A 25,049-nucleotide genomic window follows, 5' to 3' on the forward strand; every position below is an offset into this window, starting at 1 on the left:
AACAATTATTTTATTTTTTATTTCCTTTACCCATATATTGACATTATATATTTTAATTACTAATATAAGGTATGAAAAAATAAAATAATTTATGGGTTTTATTAATATGTTTCGTCTAAATTAGTGGCAAGTTTAATTTGAAAGGAGAATAACTATGAAATCAAAAAAAATAGTAATATCGGTATTGGTGCTTATTTTATTTGCTGCATCAGTACTATTTGCAGTAAAGTCATCAAACAAAACAAAAACAACTTCAGTTACACTAAGCAGCATATCTAAAAAAGATTTGATTCAGTCAATATCACTAACAGGAAACATAGAACCAAAGGATAAGCAGGAAATAACCCTAAGTAACGCCCAAAAAGTATCAGAAATATATGTAACTGAAGGAAAAGAAGTAAAAAAAGGTGATGCATTAATAAAATACGACACCTCTGATCTTAATTATCAGCTAAAAAAAGCAGAACTCAATTATAATTTGAATCTACTATCAAGCAAAAATTCAATAGAACAGGCAAAAATAAATTATGACAACGCTAAAAGGGCTTATGAAGAAGTAAACAGAAAATTTACTTCAAGTAAGGAGCTATATGACAATGGGTTTATATCAAAGGATGAGTATGAGACATCAAAAAAGGCATTAGATGATGCTCTAAATCAGTTAAACCTTGCACAAATACAACTTGATAATGCAAATTCATCATCATCAAAACAACTGGAATCAATAAAAGCAGATATTGAAAATTATAAAAAGAAGATATCAGACTGCATTATTAAATCTAACATAGATGGGAAAATTATAAAGATTGATGCTAAACTCAATCAATACCCTTCAATTAATGATAAGATAGTTATTTACAACACATCATCATATAAAGTTAAGATTGAAGTTTCACAATATGATGCTGTTAACATATCTTTAGGGCAAAAAGCTAACGTAAAAATAAAAGGATTAAATAAAACATATAATGGAACTGTAACAAAGATAGAACAATTTGCCAACATCGTAAACACTGGAACAAGCAATGAATCTAAAGTATCAATTGAAATAACCATAACTAACCCTGACAGCAATATAAAAGTTGGCTACGAAGCCGATGCAGAAATAATAGTTAATGAAAAGAAGGATGTTTTAGCTGTTAACTTTGATGCAATAAAGGAAGATTCTAATGGCAAGAAATATGTATTTACAGTTGAAAATGGAAAAGTAGTTAAAAAATATGTTGAAACAGGAGTTGAAACTGATTTTGACGTAGAGATTATAAACGGACTTAAAGAAGGAGACAAATATATACCAAATCCTCCTGAAACATTAAAAGAAAACGATATAGTTAAAGTATTAGGGGGCAAATAATAATGATAATAGATATTCAAAATTTGAAAAAAGTTTATGATACCGGTAAAATTCAAGTTGAAGCACTAAAAGGCATTAACCTTAGTATTAATGAAAAAGAATATGTTGCAATAATGGGGCCATCTGGTTCAGGCAAGTCAACATTTATGAATATTTTAGGATGCCTTGATAGATTAACAGAAGGAAAATATTATCTTGATGGTGAAGATGTATCTTCCCTTGATAATAATAAACTTGCAGAAATACGAAATAAAAAAATAGGTTTTGTTTTTCAGGCTTTTAATCTTCTACCAAGGCTTACTGCTCTTGAAAACGTAGAGCTTCCTATGGTATATGCCGGTATCCCCTCCCACGTGAGAGTAAAAAGAGCAAAATCAGCTTTAATGAAAGTAGGTCTTGAAGACAGAATGCATCATAGGCCAAATGAGCTCTCCGGTGGTCAAAAACAAAGGGTTGCTATTGCAAGGGCTCTTGTTAATGACCCTGCAATAATACTTGCCGATGAGCCAACCGGAAACCTTGATACAAAATCCAGCGAAGAAATAATGGGGATATTTGAAACTTTAAATAATGAAGGAGTTACAATCGTTATGGTAACCCACGAACCAGACATAGCAGCCCATACTAAGCGTATTGTTTTGTTTAGGGATGGAAGTGTTATTTCTGATAAAGAGGTTTTAAATAGAACTATAATAGGAGGGCATCAAAAATGAACTTAATGGAAAGTACAATATCTGCACTAAGAAATATCAAAACAAACAAGATGCGCTCTCTTTTAACTATGCTTGGGATAATAATTGGTATTTCATCAGTTATAACAATAGTTTCATTAGGGCAAGGAGCAAAAAAGTATATTACAGGCCAGTTTGAAAGTATTGGTACAAACGTTATAAATGTTCAAGTAAAGTCAATGGATAAAGATGTTGAATCAAGCGACTATTTCACCCTTGATGATGCAAAAATATTAAAAGAAAAAATTTCAAATATTGATTTTGTTGTACCCTTTACCGAAGGTTTTGGAAGGCTAAAGTCTGAAAGTAAATCAAAACAGGCCCAAATAATTGGAACCAATGAATATTACCCAAAAATTTCAAATCTTGAAATACTTTACGGAAGATTTTTAAACGACCACGACATACAGACTCAGAAAAATGTTGCAGTTATTGACGATTTATCTGTAAAAAAACTATTTAAAACCCAAAACCCTGTTGGAAAGCAGATTAAAATAAATATACAAAATAACAGTCTCAATGTAACAATAATAGGCGTTGTAAAAAATCCAAGCGGTAACATGGCAGCAGCCTTTGGAGATAACTTCCCAGGGTTTGTGTTTTTACCAATAACAATATCTGACAGGATAATGGTTAATACGGATATTAGTCAAATGTCTGTAATGCTTAAGGATATGACAAATTCAACTGAAACTGCATCCCAAATAACAAGGCTTCTTGAAATAAGACACAGAAGCACTGGGAAATATGCAGCATCAGAAGGGTTTAAAGAGCTTGATATGATTAATAACATATTAAATACCTTGACACTTGTAATAGGTGCAATAGCTGCTATATCGTTAATTGTCGGCGGTATTGGCGTTATGAACATAATGCTTGTATCTGTTACGGAAAGGACAAGGGAGATTGGCATAAGGAAAGCAATAGGTGCAAAGCAAAAGGATATAAGGATACAGTTTTTAACAGAATCTCTCATCCTATGCCTTATGGGAGGAATTATAGGAATGATACTTGGGGTTTTATTTGGAAGGATTGCAGGAAGCCTTATACATGTAACGGCAGTAATATCAGTTCAAGTGGTTTTAATAGCATTCCTTTTCTCCTCAGCCGTTGGAATATTCTTTGGACTATACCCTGCTGATAAAGCAGCAAAGCTTGACCCGATTGAAGCACTAAGATATGAATAAAGCTTAAACCCTTTTTCATATTTTATTTATAAATTGAAACATACAATTGTTTTAAAAAACAAATTTTATAATTTATAAAAATCTGTATTCTTTCTTATAAATTTGAGTTTTGCCACAGTTTAGCGGAGATTTTTAATGTATAATAATATAGAATAATAAATGGAGGAAATAAGATATTTGAAATAATATTTATATCTTTAAATCTTGAATATAAAGGTATTGAAAAATTTTTTTATGTTTTATCAGAAGAATTATCCAATAGAGGTGTTAAATTATGAATAATAAATACAAATATCACAAAAAAATATTGACAATAATTATAATAACAATTATAGTTCTTGGAAATTTTAATATAATAAATGCCAAAGAACAAGTATTAAATATTAATGAGGCATGTGATTTAGCTTTGCAAAATTCTTCAGCATTAAAAATTCTCCAATTAAATATTGAACATTTACAACTAATCGTTGATCAAGCTAATGAAGCTTCTAAATTAGCAGATCAGAGATTAAAAATCAATGATAGATTTTTAGAATTATATTACAAAAAGCAAAAAAATGAACTTACTGATCCGAGTGATATTCAAGAATATAACAGCTATGTTTCAATGTATGGGAAGCCCTTAATTGGTGAAGATCAGAAGTTTCAATTTATTCAAATGAAAACAATAACTCCTTTAGAAGCAAAATATTCTGTTTATTCGGCTCAAAATAATATTAAAATTAATGAAAATACAATAAAATATTCAATTATGCAGAGTTATTGCAATTTATTAAATTTAAAAGATTCAATAGAAATTAATAATATGAATTATAAGATAAAAGAAGAAAATTATAAAATAGCTCAGCTAAAATATAAATATAATCTTATTTCAAGTACTGAATTTAAAAAAATTGAAGGTGAATATACAAAGGCAAAATTAACATTAGATATATTAAATAATAATTATAATTTACAATTAAAATCATTTAATAGGCAATTAGGTATACCTATTAATAATATTACATCTATTGTAGATATAGAATTTGATTCTAAAATAGATTCTATAGATAAATACATAGAAGAAACTCTTATAAATAACATGGATATAAAAAATGCTTTAGAAAAATTAAAAAACAAAAACTATATTTATGATATAGTTTATGATTCTTTTTCTGATGAAAATAATTACAATATTCAAAATGCATTATACGAAAAAAATCAGGCAGAACATGATTTATATAACCAAAAAATAAGCAAACAAATTAATATTAAAATGGCTTATCAGGATATACAGAAAAAATTTCTCGACTATAAAACAGCACAAGATTCTTATAATAATTCACTAAAAAAGTATAATGAAGGATTAATGCAATATAAATTAAATAAAATTTCTAATACAGATTTAAAATCTCTAGAATTATTATTAAAGCAAGCAGAAATACAAATAAATAATGTTAAGAGAGATATATGGTTAAAAATTAAAAAATTAGAATTCCTATCACATGAAGGTTTAAATATAAATTAAATAAGTATAGGAGGTCCAAAATGAAAAAATATAAATATTTGATTATTATTCTGACAACAATGATAATTTATTTCTTTCCTCAATCTGTAGCCTATTCGATAACGCAAAATAATGATATAAATTTAGAGACACTTATTTCAAATATTAAAAATAAAAATATGGATATTAAATTACTAGATGAACAATCTTCTATATACCTTAAAAAAAGTTCTGATGCTATTGATGATACTACAGAATTAGATTATCAATATAAAGCTGCAGATTTACAGCATCAGAAAAAAGCTAAAATGCAATCATTAGAACTCGAAGTTAAAAAATCATATTATGAATGTAATGCATTAAAAGATGAAATTGCATTAACAAATGATAGTTTAAATAATTTGAATAAAAAAATAGACATGCTCAAAAAGAAAATTGACCTTGGCCTTGCAAAAGATAATGATTTGTCTACATATATATTGCAAAAATCACAAATTGAAGCAACTTTATATGATTTGAATAATCAACTTCAACAAAATTTACTTAATATTAAAAAGATATGTTATATAGATATCAATCAAGATATTGATATTTCACAAATACAAATTACTTTTGAACCCTTTGATGATAATGATATAGAAAATAAAATCAAAAATTCAGTTGAAAAAAGTTATGATTTATCATATAAACAAAATTTATATAACCTTGAATTAAAAAAATATAATGAATCAGACATAAATTCTGATTTAATTGCAGTTAAACAAGCAGAAGTTAATTTATCAGATGCTAAACCATCAAGAGAAATTGAGTTATGGACATTATATTATAATTTAAAGAATTTAGAAAATAACGTTTATATAGAAAAAATTAATTATGAAAACTACATAAATAATTATAATATTTCTAAAATCCAATATTTAAACGGACAAATTAATGCATTAGATTTAGAAGATATTCGTATTGCTATGGAAAAACAAAAAATTTCTTATCAAAGATCAATTAATTCTTATATGATTAGCAAAGAGGAATTTGAAAATGAGTTAAATGATATCGTATAAGATAAAATAAAACAAATTAAACCCCTCATCAATAATTGATAAGGAGTTAATATACAATGAAAAATATTTATGCATGCATCTGTATGAAATTGGTTAAAAGATCTAACTAGGAGTAGTATGAAATTAATTTAGAACCTTTAAAGACCTTGATCTTTAAAGGTTCTAAATTAAAGAGTATGTAAAAAATTTTGTGTAAAGTGATTTAAGTATCTCCTTCTTGGCAAGAATTAAGAGAAAAGGACAAGGAGGAGATTTTTAATGTCACTTTTATCAAAAGCACAACTAAAAGAATTTATTAAAGAAAATAACATCACAAGTGTAGCTGGAATCCAATCTACCCTTAAAGAATTATTTAAAGATGTCTTAGAAGAAATGCTTCAAGCGGAGCTTGATACAACTTTAGGCTATGAAAAATATGATGTAAAAAATAAGCAAACCGATAACAGCAGAAATGGATTTTCTAAAAAAACAATTAAAACTGAATTTGGTGAAATGGAAATCGATGTCCCAAGAGACAGAAATGGCGAATTTGAGCCTAAAATTGTTCCTAAAAATAAAACAGATATCTCTGGAATTGAAGATAAGATAATATCCCTTTATGCTAGAGGAATGAGCACAAGAGATATACAGGATCAAATTAAAGATCTCTATGGCATAGATATATCACCAGAGCTTGTTAGTAAAATTACAGATCGTATTATTCCAGAAGTTAAGGAATGGCAAAGTAGACCTTTAGAAAAAATTTATTCCTTTATATTTATGGATGCTATACACTATAAAGTAAGAGAAGAAGGACGTATTCTTAATCGTGCAGCTTATGTTGTTCTTGGGGTTAACATTGAGGGATATAAAGAAGTTCTTGGTATATGGATAGGAGAAAATGAATCATCAAGATTCTGGCTTGGAGTCCTTAACGACCTTAAGGGCAGGGGTGTAGAAGATGTTCTGGTTTTCTGTGTTGATGGTCTCACTGGAATGAAAGAAGCTATACAAGCAGCTTATCCAAAGTCAGAAATACAAAGGTGCATAATACATCAATTGAGAAATTCATTTAAATATGTTTCATACAAACATCTTAAAGAGTTTACAAAAGACTTTAAAAATGTATATAACGCATTGAATGAGGAGGTAGCTAAAGAAAAACTTAAGGAAGTAGAACAGAAATGGGGCTCTCAATATCCATATGCAATTAAGAGTTGGGAAAACAACTGGGATGTAATATCACCTTTCTTTAAATTCCCTGATGAAATAAGAAAAATCATGTATACTACAAACATAATAGAAAGTCTACACAGGCAGTTTAGAAAAGTAACTAAGACAAAAACTATATTCCCCACAGATTTGTCATTAGAAAAAATGCTTTATCTATCGGTTAAAAATATAGATAAGAAGTGGACTCAAAGGTATAGAAACTGGGATATGGTAATCAATCAGCTTATGATAATATATCCGGGAAGAATATAGCTAATACTAAATATAATTTACAAAAAACAAAAAATTTTTGAAGCTTCAGTCGACCTAGGTCTCCTTTCGCTTCAAAAATTATAACAATGCTCTAATCGCGAGTTTGTTATGCATAGACATAGACCCACTCATTATAAAAATTTTAACCAAAATTAATCAACATTATGCATAAAAACCTAATTTATGGTAACAATTAGTAGTGAAAGTAAATAAAATATCTTTTTGGATTTAGTCTAAAACTTGTCTTGAAGGAGTTGCTCCTCAACTAAATACACAGATTTATTTACACTCCCAAATTAAAATTTTTTTGATCTTTTTGATAATCTAATTATTTAACATATTTTTCCAATATTCCTGCATATAATATATTTAGTTGATTTAATATCATATCCCAGTTTTTGTATGTTAATCTTCATTTCTTTATTACATTTATATTAATAAATAAAGTATTTTTTCTAAAGCTTCGTCAGAAGTAAATACAGTCTTTGATTTTGTTACTTTTCTTAATTGCCTATGAAATCCTTCGATGATATTTAAGTATACATAATTTTTTAAACAAAGTTAGGGAAGTTGTAAAATGAACTTAATACATCCTAATTGTTTCCCCAATTCTTTATAACATAGTGATATGTATTTTGCTATTTCTTTATTTGCAGCTTGATATATAGGTTTAAAATCTTTTCTAAATTCTTTTTAATGTTTATATGATACATATTTAAAGCAGTTTCTAAGCTGATTATTACTCACATTTGTATTTTTGAATTAGGAAAGGCATCTTTAATAGCTTCTTTCATTCATGTAAGACCATCTACAGAAAATATTAATACATCTTCTACTATTCTATTTTTTAATTCATTTAATACTCCAAGCCAAAACCTTACACTTTTATTCTCTCCTATCAAAATCCCTAATACATCTTTAATACCGTCTAAGCTCATACCGAGAACTACAGCCATATTAATAATATGCCCTTCGGTTTTAACATTATAATGTATAATATCCATGAAAATAAAGGGATAAACCTTTTTAAGGAGGCTTGATTACCATTCTTTAATTTCAGGAACTATCTTTTCAATAATTTTACTTACCATTTCAGCAAATAATTCAATGACATATAAATCCTTTATTTGATCATGAATCTCTCTTGTTGACATACCTCTTGTATAAAGAATAATAACTTTTTCTTCGATACTAGATATGTCTCTTTTATATTTTGGAAAAATCTTTAGCTGAAATTCAACTTCTCTATCTCTCGGAACATCAATATCCATTTCTTCGAATTGAGTCTTAACAGTTTTTTGTGAGTAATCATTTCTTTAATTAGTAGTTTCAGAATTCTTTTTGTCATTCTTATCATAACCAAGTTCTGCTGAAAGCTCCACTTCAGGTAGTTCTTGAAGAGCATCTTGAAATAAATTTATAAAAAAGCTATAAAGTACAGAAACATACTGAATATTATTTTCTTTAATAAACAATCATAATTGTTCTTTTATCATTAAAAATATTTTAAAAGCCTCCTTCTTGATTGTATTTCTAATTATTACCAAGGAGTAGGTTTATAATTAATTTATACAAAATTATTTACAGTCTAGTTTATAATTTTATTATTAATTTATAAAAAACATAGCATTAAAATCTTTTTCAATCTCATTACCTACTGAATCCTTTACTGAACTTGAAGGAATAAATACAGAAATATTATCCTGACTTATATTCTTTTCAATAAACTTCAAATTAAGTATATCCCCACTTATTTTATATTCAAATTTAATAATATTACCTGTACTATCTTTTAATAATAACTTATTAAAATTTGTACTCTTAACTATATTTTCATTAAATACAATACTTAATATATTGTTATATTTATCTATTGTAACAGACTTAACAAAAGGTTTTTCCGTATCTTTTTCAGTAGTAAAACTATATTTATAACTTGTTATTACTTGATTATTTGCTGCATCCTTTAAAGCTTTAGAGGGGATTATAATAAAGTATGTTGTATTATAATCAAGTTTATTTACAGGTACAATAACAAGAGAATTATTTATTATCTGTATCTTTGTAGATACAACTTTATTATTTGAAGTTTTTAATACAATATCGCTAAATCTGCTGCTTTTATAAATATTTTCATTATACGATATTGTAATATTTGAAGTCACAGATACATTCTTCGCTGCATTTACTGGAAGAATTGATTTTAAAACGGGAGAAATATTATCCTTAGTAGTCGTAAACTTATAGTTTCTTGTTCCTTCATAGGTATTACCATTTAAATCTTCTACAGCTCCAGCAGGTATTGTATAATAATATTTGCTGTATTGGCTCAAATCGTTTAAAGGTTTAATTATTAATGTATTCCCTGATATTGTTTTATCTATGGGAACATTAATATCAATATATTTACCTCCCGACACCTTCGTTGTTTTTAGCGTTATAGCATCATATCTACTACTTTTTCTTATGTTTTCATCAAAAATCACTTTAATTACAGCATTTGTCTGTATACCTTTTTCTCCATCCTTAGGGGTTGTATTTACTATTTTAGGCGGAGTATGTTCTGTTGTTGTAAATTTTGATGTTATGGATGTTTTTAAAACATTCCCATTCTTATCCTTAATGGCCCCTGATTTAATAAAAATGGTATAACTTGTATTATATTTCAAAGGATTAGTAGGTTTTATTACAATCGTATCATTATTTACATCAATATTAATAGCAACATCGTCCCCACTGCTATTTTTTAGAATAATATCATCGAACTTACTTGAATCTGTAATTAAAATTGGTTCACTAAATGTCATTATAATGTTAGTATATACATTTACATTAGTACTATTATTAGCAGGGCTTATTCCTTTAATAACAGGAGATATATTATCCTTTTGTGTTGCAAAATTTAATACCACATCATCGCTAAATATATTTCCATCCTTATCCTTTATAGAACCCGATGGTAATATTAAAGAATATTGTTTTTCATATTCAAGTTTATTAATAGGCTGTACGATTAAAATTTTCCCTGATATTTTTTTGGAAATTTCTATCTTTGTTTTTGAATCTGCTAAATTTAAATCCAGTTCAATATCGTTATATTTTTCTCCTTCTTGTATATCCTTATTAAAATATATCTGGATAGCTCCATCAACCGAAAAGTTACTGCTTAAATTTGAACTTGATACTTTCAAATTAGCACTTTGATTTGTAGTATTTGCATAAACCAAAAATGTAAATGAAAATATCAATAATATAACAAAATAAGATATATTTAATAGCTTGTTATTTTTTTTATTCATTTGTTATATCCCCCACTTCAGTTTATTATTTGTATCTGAGTAACTTATCAATAACTTTCACCACTCTTTCTATAATAAATTATACATTCTAAATCTGAAAAATTGAATATAAATATGGAATATTTTATTAATTAACCAGATTTAACCCATAAAAAATCTCCACCAATAGAGTGGAGATTTTTTATATTTAACTTCTTATGTTACTGAGTTACAACTATACTGCTGTTTACTGTTTTAGATGATCCGTCTTTTGTAGTAACTTTAAGATTAATATTAGCTATACCTTTTGCAACACCAGTTATATCTGCTTTTACTACATATCTTCCAAGTTCTTCATCATAATAAACATCATTATATCCATTAAAAGTAATAAATTTTCCATTTTTATCGCTACAATTCCATTCAACCTTTATACCATCTATTGTAACATTATCTGGCAATAACGTTGCAATTATTTCTTTTTCTTCTCCTGCAGAAATTGTTATCTTCTTTTCTATTGTTAAATTTGTTATCGGCTGAACTACCTCTATTGTTATAGTTTTACTAGTTCCACTTCCATCAACAGCTTTTGCAATTATTTCAGCAGTTCCAGGGCTTTTTGCAGTAACTTTTCCGTTGTCATCTACAGTAATAACATTTGTATCACTGGATTCCCAGATAATATTCTTATTTGTAGGTGTCTTTTTATTCTCACCAATAACCATTGCCTTTATATTTCCACTTTTTCCAACCTGAAGTAAGCCTTCTATTTTCCCTGTTTTTACATTAGTAAGTATTATATCTGCTACCTTTACATCCTCCTTTGCTAGTTTAACAGTTACTGTACAGGTTGCAAAAACTTCAGGATTATCTTTTGAAGTTACAGTAATTGTAACTGGAGAATCTGTTGCTGCTACTGCAATTAACTTTCCAAAGGGCGTTACTATAACTTTTTCTTCATCACTTGATTCAAAAACAACATCTTTAACAGGAGCGTTTACTGGATTTGTTTTAACATTTAAGCTAAATGCCTGTCCAACATTCATATCAATTTGAGTTTTATTTAGTTTTATTTCTTTTACAGTTGCAACAGTAACAATGCATTGTGCAGCTTTTGCTCCACTTTCTGTAGTAGCCTTAATTACTGCCGTTCCTTCTTTTAATGCTGTAACATTTCCACTTTCATCAACTGTTGCAACATTTTCATCGCTTGATGCCCATGTAATGTTCTTGTTTGTTGCATTATCTGGCATAAAGTTTGCCACAAGTTTAAAAGTATTATAGCCTTCACTTGTAGAAAGATTTATCTTAGATGCATTTAATTTTATACTGCTTACTGGTATTTCTACAGTTACATTGCATTCAGCAAATATACTTTCGTTTTCTTCTGATCTTGCTTTAATAGTAGCCTTCCCTTCTTTTAATGCTGTTATGTTTCCTTTATCGTCAACAGTTACAATGCTTTCATCACTGCTGCTCCATATAACATTTTTATTTACTGCTTCATTTGGAGATATAACTGCCTTTAATGAAGCTTTAGCACCTGGCTTTATGCTTATATCTGACTTATCAAGTTTAATTTGGTTTACTGGAACAACTTTAACAGTGCAGCTTGCAGTTTTATTTCCATCTTCTGTTGTAACTAAAATCGTTGCTGTTCCTTCACTTAAACCTGTAACATTTCCATTTTCATCAACAGTTACAATTGATTCATCTGATGAACTCCATGTTACATTTTTATTTGTAGCATTTGTAGGATTAATCTTATATTCAAGCTTAATTGGTTTGTTCAATCCAATGTTTATAGATGTTTTATTTAAAGTTATGCTGCTTACTGGTATAGTAATTGAACTTCCTTCTCCAATATTTATTTTTGTTGAAAGGCTTTTTATTTCAATTGGTCCACCTTCAACCTTAAAAGCTACATCATAAGTACCTGAAAAAGTATCTGGTATTTCTATTCTTGGATAGTTCAAACTTATGTCTTCAAATATTGTAGATTGTCCTTTATTATCAACAAATTCAATAGTTCCGTTTATATAATTATCTTCCGGACTTAATATATATCGAACTTTATTCTGATAATCATCATAAACCCCAAAAGTATCCCCACTTAAATATTCTCCTAAAAAATAAGATTGTTTTTTAAGTGTTACTTTAGAGGTTAAATTAGTACTAATATTAAACGTTTTTGAAGTTATATTTGTTGCATTAAATTTTGGTGTTCCATAATCATATTCCCAATCATCTTCAGTTTCAACTGTAAAGATAATGGTATCATAGTTTAATTTTGTAATATAAAAATTTTTATATACAATACTTTTATCATAATGTGATAAATGAGTTAATGATGAAAATTCACCATGAAAATATAATGGACACATAGCAGAAACTCTTAAATTTTTGTCAGTAACCAAATTAGTTTTTACTTCAGCTATTTCATTCTTATTGAATACAATATTTGGGTTATCCTTTGATAAGTTATTATACATTTTCAATAAATTATATCCTGAATTATTTTTGTCTATTCCAAGAAACTGTGCATGATATTGTGCCTTTGGAATCATTATTTGACTTTCGTTATAAATATTACATTCACCTATACCTTTTCCTTTTTCATCGGCAATGGTTAAAATTAGCCACTTCTCTTTAAAATCAGCATTAGTAAATGGAAGTGATACATTAGGAGTAAAATAATTGCTATCAATAGAAAGTGGTATTGTTGAGCCATTTTGTGATTTTAATATCTTTTTATAATAAAAATATTTGTTTGTTGATAAAAGTATGTAGTATTCAGATATATTTGAATCCCAATTTAATCCGCTTATAGTTATTTTCCATCCATCTTGTGTTTGTTCAATATTTTTTTGTACATCCCAATATTTATTATAAATATAATCATTATTATAAAGAGGATACTTATAATGAACAGAAATTGAATATTTATCAAAAAATTGTACATGATTTACATCGTCAATTGTTAAATATACTACTCCTTGATTTTCAGAATTTGTAACTCTATTATTAAGATTATTTTTATTAATAGGCAAACTAGTTGATTTGTTATATATATCAAAATAATTTGTTCTTACAGCTGCAAAAGCTGAATTATTAAATAGAAAAACTGCAAATAAGGATATGAGCATTGTTGAAATGCAAAGCATTATTTTTTTAATTTTCACATAAATACCCCCGTTCCTTTAAATTATTTACTCATCTTTTGCATTTTAACAAAATTGTTATTTTCAATTCATAGTTATAATACCAAATAAAGTACATTATAACTATAATGCAAAAGTTTTGTTTTTATAATTTTAACAACGTTTTAAATATAATTAAATATATTATCAACCCCTTTTGCAACTTGTCATTTTAGTATATTTTACAACAAAATGCGAATTATTTCTACATTGCAGTAAAAAAACCAGCCAAAACGGCTGGTTTTTTTATAATTTTATTTCCTTGTTATCTTTATTTCTTTTATTGTTTTATTTCCAACATTGTCCTCTGCAATTATCGTTATAACATTAAGTCCAATAGAAAGTTTAATATCTCTTGCAACTTCAATTGTTTTCTGACTGTTCAATTGAATGTCATTAATCATTTCCTCAGAGTTATCACTATATTTAACTTTTATGGATACAGATCCTAACATCCAATCATCAGCTGCTTTAAATTTAAGAGTTAATGTATCGCTTGTAGTAGTACTGCTTGTTTGTTTTGGATTTATCATTGTTATAACTGGTCCTTTTTTATCTATTACTTTATTAATAGTAACAGTAGCACTTCCTGTATTATCATATACATCAGTTGCACTTATTAAAACTTTATACTGTTTTATATTCTCTGATATTGGAATCTGCAATACATAGCCATCACTTACAGTTTCATAATCTAACTTAGTTTGTTCTTTACCAATTATTAATGTTGCATTTATATTTTTAATTTCAGATTCATCTTCAACATTAAATTTAATACTATAGTTTCTTGAATCATAAGCCTGGGTTATATTGGTGCTATTTGCTGATGGCTCAATTAATTTAATCTTTGGAGGAGTTTTTTCAATAAGTTTTACAGGAATCTTTGTAGATGTCTGGCTGCCGTAGCTGTCAACAGCTATTACATCAATAGTTTTATCTCCAAGAGAATCAAATGTTATCGTCTTTGTAAAGCTGCATGATGTTGAATTTGCTTTAACCTCCATTACCTCTCCATTTATAAATATCTTTACAGATCCTTTTACAACATTTTCAACTTTTCCACTTACAGTAACTTTCTTTCCAACTATAGTAGCTAAAGTTTCTCCTTTTTTGGCAAGAGGCTGATTGATAGTTATTTTTGGTGACCTGTCATTTTCCTTTGTTATAATTATTTTCTTTACTGTATGATTACCAACAACATCAGAAGCAACAATTTCAACCATTGTAACTTCATCTTTAAGTTCTATATCTGTACTAAAGGCCCTCTCTGTTTTGTTACCATCTGGAACTGGCAAAAATACATTCTCAATTTCACTTTCATTTACATATAGCCTATATCCAAATAAATTATCCTTTACAGTTCCTTCAATTTTATAAGATTTTGCATCTTCGCTTACAAATACTGAAGTATTGTCTTTTGTTGATTTTGGAACTAACAGTGTTATTTCTGGTGCAGTTGTATCACAATAGATATTATATGAATAATCAAAATATTCACCATTATAATCTTCAGCGAAAATAGAAACCTTATTTAACCCTTCCTTTAATGATAACTTAACACTAAATGTTAAATCTGAATTTATAGTTACAGGATTACCCATTATCTTAAATGTTTTAGGTTTTGTTGTTACTCTTCCAGTAACAGTTAAATCCTTATAACTATATATATTCCCTGTATCAAAGTTATCAAATGAAAAATTAAATTCTGAGGGCTTTACATTAAACTCAACATAATTAAAATCAATCAAATTATAATCGTTATCATAAGCATCTACTTCAATCCAATGCAAACCTGGTTGAAGTCCTTTAACCTCATATAATAAATTCTTGCCATTATTGTAAGGATCACATCCATCTACAACAATCTCAAACTTTGATACATCATTTAATAATTCTTCAGGATAAGTATATGTTAAAGTAAAATCTCCAGATTCAAGCTCGCTTCCACTGGCTGGATTAGTTATATTTAATTGTGATGCATTGATTTGTTTAGTTACATAGCTATAGTTTCCTGCATAATCTATTGTAAAAACTTCAACATAGTCTATACCGCCTGGCAGATTCAAAGTATAGCAGTAATCTCCATTTTCATCCATACCTACTTTTTTAAATACTGGATTTTCATATTCATCAACTGTTACAAATTTACCATTTACAGCAATTGCAAATCCCTGAACTCCAGATAGTCCATCATAAGCTTTAATCTTTAAATCATAACTTCCTGGACTTGCAGTATCATCCGATATAATTTCTGCTACAGGTTCAGTAGAATCTACCTTAACAGGCATATTAATAATCTGATAATTTGCATCTGGATAATCAATTTTACTCTTTATCTGTATATAATACTGTCCATCTTTTACAGGCATAAACCTTCTTAAAGAAGCATTATACACATACCCATCCCATAAGGAATATACATTAAACCATTGTCCTTCTGCAAATATAGATTTTGTTACCTCATTATCAGTATTGAGAGTAGTAATTGTTTTCCCATCATCATCGATTACATTTACATAATTCACTTTCGCATTCCTTAAATAAGTTGCAACTGGAATAACATAGTATAAGCCAAGGGAATAATAAGCAGTAGATATTGCAATATTATTTTCATCAAAGGATCCATCCCAGTCATATCCTGCATAGTAAGGTTCCCCATTTTCAAAAAATCCTAATGCAAGTCCAGTGTAACCTATCTGCGTATTTCTATCCCAAAATGGCCTGTCAACTATATAAGGTTCATCCCACTTGCCGTAAAATCCCATAAACGGTACTCCTATTGTTGAAACGTTATCTTCTTTTGGAATAAACCTTATAAACCCTTCAGCAAATATATTTCTTTCTGTGTTTTCTGGTATATTTATTGTAACGTTAACTGTTGCCTGTTTTCCTTTTGGAACTGTAACTGATGTTTTGTCAAATGTAACTTGTGCACCACTTATTACAGTTTCATAGGACATTGTTTCAAGAAAGCCTGGTTGTTCTGTTAAAACTTCATTCTCTTCAGGATAGCATGAAACATCATAAGTTACATCATTATCACCATAGTTCTTTAAAGTTATTGTAAAGGTTTTTGTACCTGAAATTTCTTTTAATGCAGCTGTAGGTTTTCCATACACTGTTGCAGTTACTTTATTTTTCACAGCAGCATAAGCATTAACAAGTCCTGCACCCTGCCTTCTTGGGGAGAAAGGAAGATTGCTTAATGGATCCTTTTGTGGTATAGCTGTATTAATAATCAAAGTCTTTGCAAACTCAACTCTTTCTCTATCTGATGCAAATTTTAAGTTTCCTTTATTTTCAAGATTTTTTACATGTTGAAGCACTAATGCCATAATTCCAGCTGCATGAGGTGATGCCATTGACGTACCTGACATATTCTCATATTTATTATTATTAACAGTTGACCATATATTCCCACCTGGTGCTGTTACCTCAGGTTTAAATTCAAGGTTTGGAGCTGGCCCCCAGGATGTAAAATCAGACATATCGTAAGCTATTGCATTTGGCTCACTTACAATATTATCTTTTACAAATTTTACTTTAAGCCCATCATTTATTAAGCTCTTTAATAATACACCATTTGAATTTTTAATAAATACTGCAGGTATTTTAACCCCAGGCCACGGAGCCATATTAATATAGCTATCATCCCCGTCATATCCATACATAATAGCACCTATTGCACCTGCTGACTGTGCATTAAGCTTTTTCTGATAAAAATAGAGCCCGCCTCCCCTTTGAATGAGAGCTATTTTGCCATTTAAGTCTTTACCCTGAAAATCTTCCTCAGACCCTACTCCACAGTCTACTATTTCATAGCCTAATGAATTGGTTAGCTTTGTTACAGGATCAATTTCTGAAGTTGTATAAATAATATCCCCCATTTTTTTATCCTTAACTTCATATTCTAAAGCATACCCTGTAACGTCTGTATTTTCATAGGATGCAACCTGAAGAGCATCCTTGGCTATTCCTGGCGTTCCTATAACACTTGTATCATTTACCCCTGGAATCTTATAAGGAGCTGTTGAATATTGTTCATTTCCAGCTGATGCAACTACAACGGTGCCAAGATCAGTAGCCTCTTTTATTGCAACTTGCATTGCATCATCAGCATTTTGAAATCCTGCTGGTGAGCCAAGGCTCATATTAATAACATCTGCATCAAGAAGTACAGCATCATCAATTGCCTTTACTATATCATCATCAAAGGCAGATCCAAAATTTGGATTATTAGAAAATACTTTCATCATAAAAAGCTGTGCTTCAGGAGCAACACCCTTTATAGCCTTTTTCTCTTCTACTTCGGAATCCAAACCATTTGCTGCAATAATTCCTGATACATGCATACCATGCATTCCTGTTAATGAATTTTTATCAATAACATCGTTATTATCATCAGCATAGTTATAGGCATAAGGCACTTTAATATTATAATATTTTCCTTTTAAATTGTTATTTCCAATAAGTCTTTCTATTGTATCCTTGTTATATTTTACCTTTGAAGTATCTGTTATTATTTTCATATCCTTATGATTCACATCTATACCAGAGTCAATAACAGCAACAACAAGCCCTTCTCCTTTGTAGCCATAATCAGAATTTTGCCAAACATCAGGTACATTAGTAATATAATTAGCATAATTCATATCTACATAATACTCTTTTGCTATTTCAATATGTTTTACACCTGGTATCTGCCTTATCTTATCAACATCACTTCTTTTTGCAATCATACTGAATCCATTTATTAGACCATAGTATGTCTGCCTGAATTTAACGTTCTTATTAATTTTTAAAATCTCTTTTTTATACTGTGCCTGTGAATTAAGAACCTTGCTTTTTAGTACTGAATTTGAAGCTAAAACTTTTAATGGCTTACCTTCTGCATAATCTTTTAGAGATTTTTCCTCAAGCTGTACAATCACTCTTACTGTATCATCTGCACTTTCCTTTTTAATACTTTGTTTATATGCTGAATATGTAATATTGTCATTGAACTTATCCTTTGTATTCTTTTCTTGATTACCAGAATTATTTTGAAGAAGTTTTTTATAAGAAACCTTAAGCTGTTCTATTGCTTTTGTATAGTTTAACTTTTTGCTTGTGTTATACTTTGTACTTTGTTCTGCTGATTTTCCCAATGATGCACCATTTGCTGAAGAGCTTACCAATGAGAAAATTAGCATTACCACTACCAAAATGCTAATAATTTTAAATTTTGGTTTTGGCATAAACATATCCCTCCTTTCCATATATTTACATATTAACACATTGTGAATTTTCTGTAAATGAAATATTTCTATTAAAAGTTATAAATTTAAAAAATATACAGGTATTGTCATATATGACTTTACCTATATATTTTTTACTATTTAACAAATATATCAATATAGCTATATTCTGACCAATTATTTGAAGTATCCTTTGCTTTTATACGGAAATTATACTCTGTACCATTTATTAAATTTAAAACTGTATAGGTTGTTACATTTCTTGTAAGTGATACCTTAGCCCATATATTTGAACTTGATTTTTTATATTCAATCTGATACCCAGCTAAATCTTCCTCTGTATTCTTATCCCATGTTAGCGTTACCCTTTTATCCCCTACAATTCCTATAAACTCTGTTGGACTAGCTGGAGCTATTCCATCCTTTGAATATGCTTTAACTATAGAAGAATAATTAGACCAATTGCCTTTTAAATCTCTTGAACGTATTTTAAAAAGATACTGAACATTTCCTGTAAGACCACTTATTTTCTGACTTGTTGAGGATGCATCAACAAAGATAGTCTTCCATAAACTTGTTCCATTTCTTGCATAAGCTATCTCATATCCTCCAATATCACTTTCTGTATTAGCAGTCCATAATAAATCTACGCTGCAATCATAATTTATTGAATCGATTTTTAAGCCTTTAGGTACCGCAGGAGGTGTTTTATCGGTAGGTATCCCAGTGATTACAGTACTACTATCTGATTTATTCCCACTAATATCCCTTGACCTTATACGGAAATCATATTCCTTATCATTTACAAGTCCACTTACTGTATATTTTATAACTTTGCCTAATTGTATATTTGTCCATGTATCTTCATCCGATTGCTTATACTCAAGTTCATATCCTGACAGATCTTGAGCGTAAGCAGCTAACCAGCTTAAGGCTACCTGTCCATCATTTACTGAAATTATTTTAAAACCTTTTGGTACAGGAGGAGGCACATTGTCAAAAGGAGTTTGTGTCAACAAATCCGAATATAATGACCAATTTCCAAGTGAATCCTTTGCCTTAATCCTAAAGTCATATTGAATATCATTTTTCAGATTATTAATCGTGTATGAAGTTTCTGTTTTAGGAACAGCTATACTTGTCCATGTATTTGATGTGGATTTTTTATATTCCAGCTGATAAGAAGCTAAATCATTTTCTTCATTTCCTTCCCAGGTTAATATAATCTTTTTATCACTTGGATATGCTATTAAGCCTTTTGGCTTTGATGGAGCACCGGCAATTACAGCATTTAACAATCCATTCCCATAAATATAGTCATATCCCTTTGAGCCTAAATCGACACACCCACTTCTTATCATGTTTCTAATTTCTGATGCTTTTTTTGAAGGATTTTGTGACCAGATAAGTGCTGCAATTGCTGCAACATGAGGTGCAGCTGCACTGGTTCCATAAAAAGGAGAATAAAAACCTCCTGCACCAGTAACCATTACTCCATCAATTCCGCATACATCAGGTTTTTTTCTTAATTGCTTTGACGGATAAATTATCGTAACAGGTCCCTGTGAAGAATAATCTGCTATTTTATCAGGCGAAGATGCATTAATTGCTCCAACGGCTATAACATCTGGAACAGCAGGATGACCAAATATTGAATCTGCTGCTGTACCATTGTCAAGTACATATCCTCCATATATATATAGCTCTAAAGTTTTGGATACTCCGGAGTATTTATAAACATCAATATAAGCAATAATATCATTACTGCTTGTATTGCTATATATAACATACTCTAAAGGATAATCATTCCCATTCTGTAGGTTTATACTATAATCTAAAAGATTATAGTCCATATCTTCAAGAAAAAGATCATAGTTATTCTTTGATAATCCAAACTGATCATCCCATTGAAGTGTAACTATAATGGTTGAATATGCTGGAATCAGTACTGGCAGCGGAGTTATGCCTGTATTTGAGTCAAAATCATGAAATCCATATCCATCATTTTTAAAAAGACCTTGATAGTGGTCTTGTGCTGAATTGCCTGCAGATGAAATATATACAATATTATTGTTTGCTAAAACTGACTTTATATGATTTGCAACAATTCCATCTTCAAAATTTGGCTCTGAAAGCCACCCTATATCATCACAAATAACATTACAACCAGCATCCACCAAAGAATCAACTGCATCATTAAACTCCAAAACATTTGTACCGCAATCATGGAAATAAAGTTCTGCACCGGGAGCAAGATCATGGACTATCTCAAGCATTGCCGTCCCTTCATCGCCACCTACAGAATTACTTAGTATATTTACATTTTCCGGTAGATCTCCTCTATCCCTCGCAATTGTCCAGCTATCAACTCCATCAGATATTATTCCTATTTTTATCCCTGAACCATTTATATCTGTTAAGTTACGGAATGTATCTGCTTTATGTATTGAATCACCTTCACTAATTAAAGATCCTGAATAGACCTTTGGAGGCAGCACTGTTTTAATAGAACTTACTTCTTCTTTTAAGGAAAGCTCCTTTAATTTTTTAATCTCAACCCATGCTGCAATAACTCCATTGTTTTCATCGAAAGTTTTTATTGTATTTATATATGATTTTAATGAATTTATTTTTGCTTCTTTGTTTAAATTAATATATACATATACTAAATCATCAGAAGAACTTTTTAAGCCCTTAGAACCTGCACTATCCTTATTTACATAAGCATTGAGTTTTTTTAGCTTATTTTTTACTTCTGATTTTTTTGTATCTGATATTCCTGTATCTGTTAATTGAAGTAAATCAGAGCTTAATTTTTTATATTTTTCTCTTATAGCTTTTATTTTTTGAGTATTTATAATTCCAATTCCTCTTTTATTATTAATTATCTCATCTGTAATATTTAATGTACTATTTATTAACTTCGTGTTTTTGCTTAAAATTTTATTAGTATTATCTACAGATTCAGCTCTAACTAATAAAAAAGGCAAAAACATTGTTAAAATTAAAAGCGAAATAAATGCTCTTTTCATTCAACGTCCTCCTTTAAAGATAAATTTGATTTCTACACTGTATAGACATCAAATATTTTATTCTATAAAACTAAATAATTTCCTTCCTTCGACATAATCTTATTTTAAATATTTTTAATCCTTATAATGTAAAGACAAACATTACTTCAATATAATAGAAAAAGGCAAGTATTATCTGTAATACCTGCCTTTTATATTGACATAGAGCTAATAAATACCAAATGAATTAGGAATAAAAAATCCAAAATAATGGCTGACCTTCCAATGAATTAAATATCACTGGAAAGTCAGCCAATTAATTATTATTTCCTAATTATTTGCTTATTATTTAACGTCAACTTTAACACTTGTTGATGAAATTACTTCACCATCATTATTGAGAATACTAAATATAATAGTTCCTTTCTCTCCTTTTATTACAGATATACCTGCTAATGGATCTGTTGAGTCGCTTGCTATTGTTGAATCTTTTGATTTCTTAATAATTAATGTACCAAGCAATGTATCAGCATCACTTGCATACGAACCATCGTCATTTTTGTCAATATAAATTTTTGCATCACTAGTTATACGAATCTTGTGAACTGTTGATTCTGATAATGTTATACCTTTTACAACATCATCTGTTGCATAATCAACAATATCAAGTACTTTAGTTGCTTTAACTGTTGTTGCATAGTTGATTAATCCTGGATTCTTCCATTGTACTCCAGTTATCTTAACTGATCCATTTACTACTTTAACAGTAACTTTTCCAACATAATCTCCTTCAGCATTATATATTGCTACATCTGTTGTTCCTTCATCTACTGCTGTTACAGTTATTAAATCATCACTTGGGTCATCAAATGTTACGTTAACAACATCTGAATTATATTTTGCAGTAAAACCTGTTAAATCAAGATTTCCATTATAAACACCATTACTATTGTACTGAGCTATTCTGTAAGTTACTGTATCATCATCAGCATCATTTTTGTCAAGATTATTATCATCTGACTCAGAATCACTGTAGATTTCAATAACTTTCTTAGCTACATTATCAATTTCTGTTACACTTACAACAAGGCTTCCAATAATCTTACCATCAGCATCTTTGAAATAAATAGTTCCTGAACCATGATCAGCAGTTGCACCACTTGCATCAAAAGTTAAAGTTTCAGAACCATCACTATCTGATGCAAGATATGGATTTGCAATTATATCATGACTGTTTGTTCCAGATACAGATGGAACATAGTCAGTAAACTTAGATGGGAATACAACTTTCACATCATCTGTGCCATCTGCTGCGAATGGATCTCCGTACTGGTCTGTAACAGTTAAATCCATAGTAGCAGACTTACCTGTTACCATCTTTAATGTTGATTTATCTGGAGCAACCTTTGCAACTTTACGAGCCTTAGCTGATACTGTCATTGTGAAAGTTTTTGTTAAATCTCCATAAGTAATAGTTATTGTTGCAGTCCCTGGAGCTTCTGCAGTCATTTCATAAGTTGTAGAATCAACTGATACTACTCCTGGATTTGATGATTTAACTTCAATACCACTTGTTACACTTGTTTTTGATGAACCAGATGTTACTTTAATTTTTGAAATAGTAGCTGTTTCATCTACAACTAATGTTGTGCTGTTTTGATCAGCTCCTAAAGTATTATTATGAATTGTATATTCTGATATTGATGATGCTGTATTATCCAAGTTTCTAATTTTAATTGTTGCATAATCAGAAACTAATACAGTTGAACCTTTAGTTATTGTTACCTGAACTTTAAAATCTTTACCAGTTACAGCTGATAAATCGTCAAGGAGTGTTCCATTTGTTGTATCATCAAATAAACTATCATTTGCATTAATACCATCGCTGTCAAATGCATTAAACTCTACTGTGTATCCAGCAGCCGCCAGATAATCATAGTCAACATCGGCTCCATTAACTTTTAAGCCAACTTTCTGACCTGCAGTATCATCATCAAATGTTGCACTTACAACTGATACTGTGCTAACTACAAAACCATAAGTTACTTTAAATTCCTTATCTCCAATTTTTATAACAGTTTCTGAATTTGGAGCTAATTTGTTTTCTAAAGTAACCTCAGCTGATTTAAGATCTGCAGCTGGCTTTACAGCTGTTACAGCATTATCAGCTATTGTTATGTTTTCAGTCTTAAGCTGGTCTAATGCATCTCCAACAACCTTGAGTGTTGATGCATCAACAACACTAACTGATTCAACATTTAAAGCCTTCGCAACTACAAGAACATTAACTACTGGCTTTAATGTTGTTCCTGCTATAGTTCCCTCTACTTTTACAAAACCTGTCTTAGTTGTATCAACTGCTGGCCAAGTAACTGCAACTTCTTTTGTTGTTCCATCGCTGTAAGTGGCCTTTACAGTAGCTGGAAGAAGTGCTGTATTTCCTTGCTCAACTCTAACATCCGATAATGGAGCAATTTCCTTTATTGTAGCTTCTTCTTTAGCTTTTACAGTAAATCTGCTTGTTGTAACATAGCTTGCTGTTGAAGCCTTAGCTCCCTTAGCTTTAACACCTACAACTATTTCATATACACCTGGTTCTGTTGCATAGAATACATCGATTGTAAATGTTGATGTTCCTACGCATACTGGTTTATAGAAATAGCTGTCCTTTGCATAATCTGGGTAAAGTTCTTTAACCTTACCATAACCTACTTTCCAAAGGAATGCTCTGTACTGAACTATTCCCTTGTAAGAACCTGAATTGAATTTAACAAGTACTCTGTCGCCAACCTTGTATTCAGCGTTTGGCTGGGCAACCATGTTGATTTTTGGTCCTGCTGTTGCAGCTTTAGCTGACTGTGCAGGTACATAGCTTAGCACTGTGAATACTGTAAATAAAGCAACTAATACAGTGCTGAGCACTTTCTTGGCTTTTGCCATAATTTTTCTCCTCCTCTCGAATTTTAAAAATTTTGTTTTAATTTATATAGATGAATAAATCATCTGCAAAGTTAGTTAATTATGGGCTTAATGTAAATACCTA

Annotated in this window: 11 protein-coding genes and 1 pseudogene; 6 read left to right on the top strand and 6 right to left on the bottom strand. The window is 29.5% G+C overall.

The window, feature by feature from the left end; genetic code table 11:
- Positions 1-154 precede the first annotated feature (154 nt).
- The 6 genes from FDN13_RS06790 (at position 155) to FDN13_RS06815 (ending at position 7,280) form a co-directional block, all read left to right on the top strand.
- Positions 155-1,354: an efflux RND transporter periplasmic adaptor subunit gene (locus FDN13_RS06790; protein ID WP_138979518.1), complete on the top strand. Its 1,200-nt coding sequence runs from the start codon at positions 155-157 to the stop codon at positions 1,352-1,354.
- 2 nt (positions 1,355-1,356) lie between these two features.
- Positions 1,357-2,067, top strand: coding sequence for an ABC transporter ATP-binding protein (locus FDN13_RS06795; protein WP_138979519.1), 711 nt, complete (start codon positions 1,357-1,359; stop codon positions 2,065-2,067).
- Positions 2,064-3,272, top strand: coding sequence for an ABC transporter permease (locus FDN13_RS06800; protein ID WP_138979520.1), 1,209 nt, complete (start codon positions 2,064-2,066; stop codon positions 3,270-3,272). The genes FDN13_RS06795 and FDN13_RS06800 overlap by 4 nt, the downstream gene beginning before the upstream one ends.
- Before the next feature lie 274 nt (positions 3,273-3,546).
- Positions 3,547-4,779 (top strand): TolC family protein, encoded by a 1,233-nt coding sequence (locus tag FDN13_RS06805; RefSeq protein ID WP_138979521.1) that lies wholly within the window; start codon positions 3,547-3,549, stop codon positions 4,777-4,779.
- A 20-nt stretch (positions 4,780-4,799) separates the two neighbouring features.
- A complete protein-coding gene (locus FDN13_RS06810) occupies positions 4,800-5,816 on the top strand; it encodes a TolC family protein (RefSeq protein WP_138979522.1) in 1,017 nt (338 codons plus the stop codon).
- 258 nt (positions 5,817-6,074) lie between these two features.
- Complete coding sequence (locus tag FDN13_RS06815) at positions 6,075-7,280, top strand: IS256 family transposase (RefSeq protein WP_138979523.1); 1,206 nt, start codon at positions 6,075-6,077, stop codon at positions 7,278-7,280.
- Between the two features lie 328 nt (positions 7,281-7,608).
- Here the strand turns inward: FDN13_RS06815 and FDN13_RS06820 are convergent.
- The 6 genes and pseudogenes from FDN13_RS06820 to FDN13_RS06845 all read right to left on the bottom strand — a co-directional run bounded on the left by FDN13_RS06820 (position 7,609) and on the right by FDN13_RS06845 (position 24,946).
- A pseudogene (locus FDN13_RS06820) lies at positions 7,609-8,755 on the bottom strand (IS256 family transposase).
- 132 nt (positions 8,756-8,887) lie between these two features.
- The gene (locus FDN13_RS06825) at positions 8,888-10,579 is read right to left on the bottom strand and encodes an Ig-like domain-containing protein (RefSeq protein ID WP_138979524.1); all 1,692 of its coding nucleotides are present in this window, start codon (positions 10,577-10,579) and stop codon (positions 8,888-8,890) included.
- A gap of 200 nt (positions 10,580-10,779) precedes the next feature.
- Positions 10,780-13,740, bottom strand: a complete 2,961-nt coding sequence (locus FDN13_RS06830) for an Ig-like domain-containing protein (protein WP_138979525.1) — start codon at positions 13,738-13,740, stop codon at positions 10,780-10,782.
- A 272-nt stretch (positions 13,741-14,012) separates the two neighbouring features.
- On the bottom strand, positions 14,013-18,995 hold the full coding sequence (locus FDN13_RS06835; RefSeq protein WP_168190096.1) for a S8 family serine peptidase: 4,983 nt from the start codon (positions 18,993-18,995) through the stop codon (positions 14,013-14,015).
- Positions 18,996-19,132: 137 nt separating this feature from the next.
- Positions 19,133-22,027, bottom strand: coding sequence for a fibronectin type III domain-containing protein (locus FDN13_RS06840; protein WP_138979527.1), 2,895 nt, complete (start codon positions 22,025-22,027; stop codon positions 19,133-19,135).
- 324 nt (positions 22,028-22,351) lie between these two features.
- Positions 22,352-24,946, bottom strand: coding sequence for an Ig-like domain-containing protein (locus FDN13_RS06845; protein WP_138979528.1), 2,595 nt, complete (start codon positions 24,944-24,946; stop codon positions 22,352-22,354).
- Between the last annotated feature and the right edge of the window lie 103 nt (positions 24,947-25,049).

It is taken from the genome of Caloramator sp. E03 (assembly GCF_006016075.1).
GTDB lineage: Bacteria > Bacillota > Clostridia > Clostridiales > Caloramatoraceae > Caloramator_B.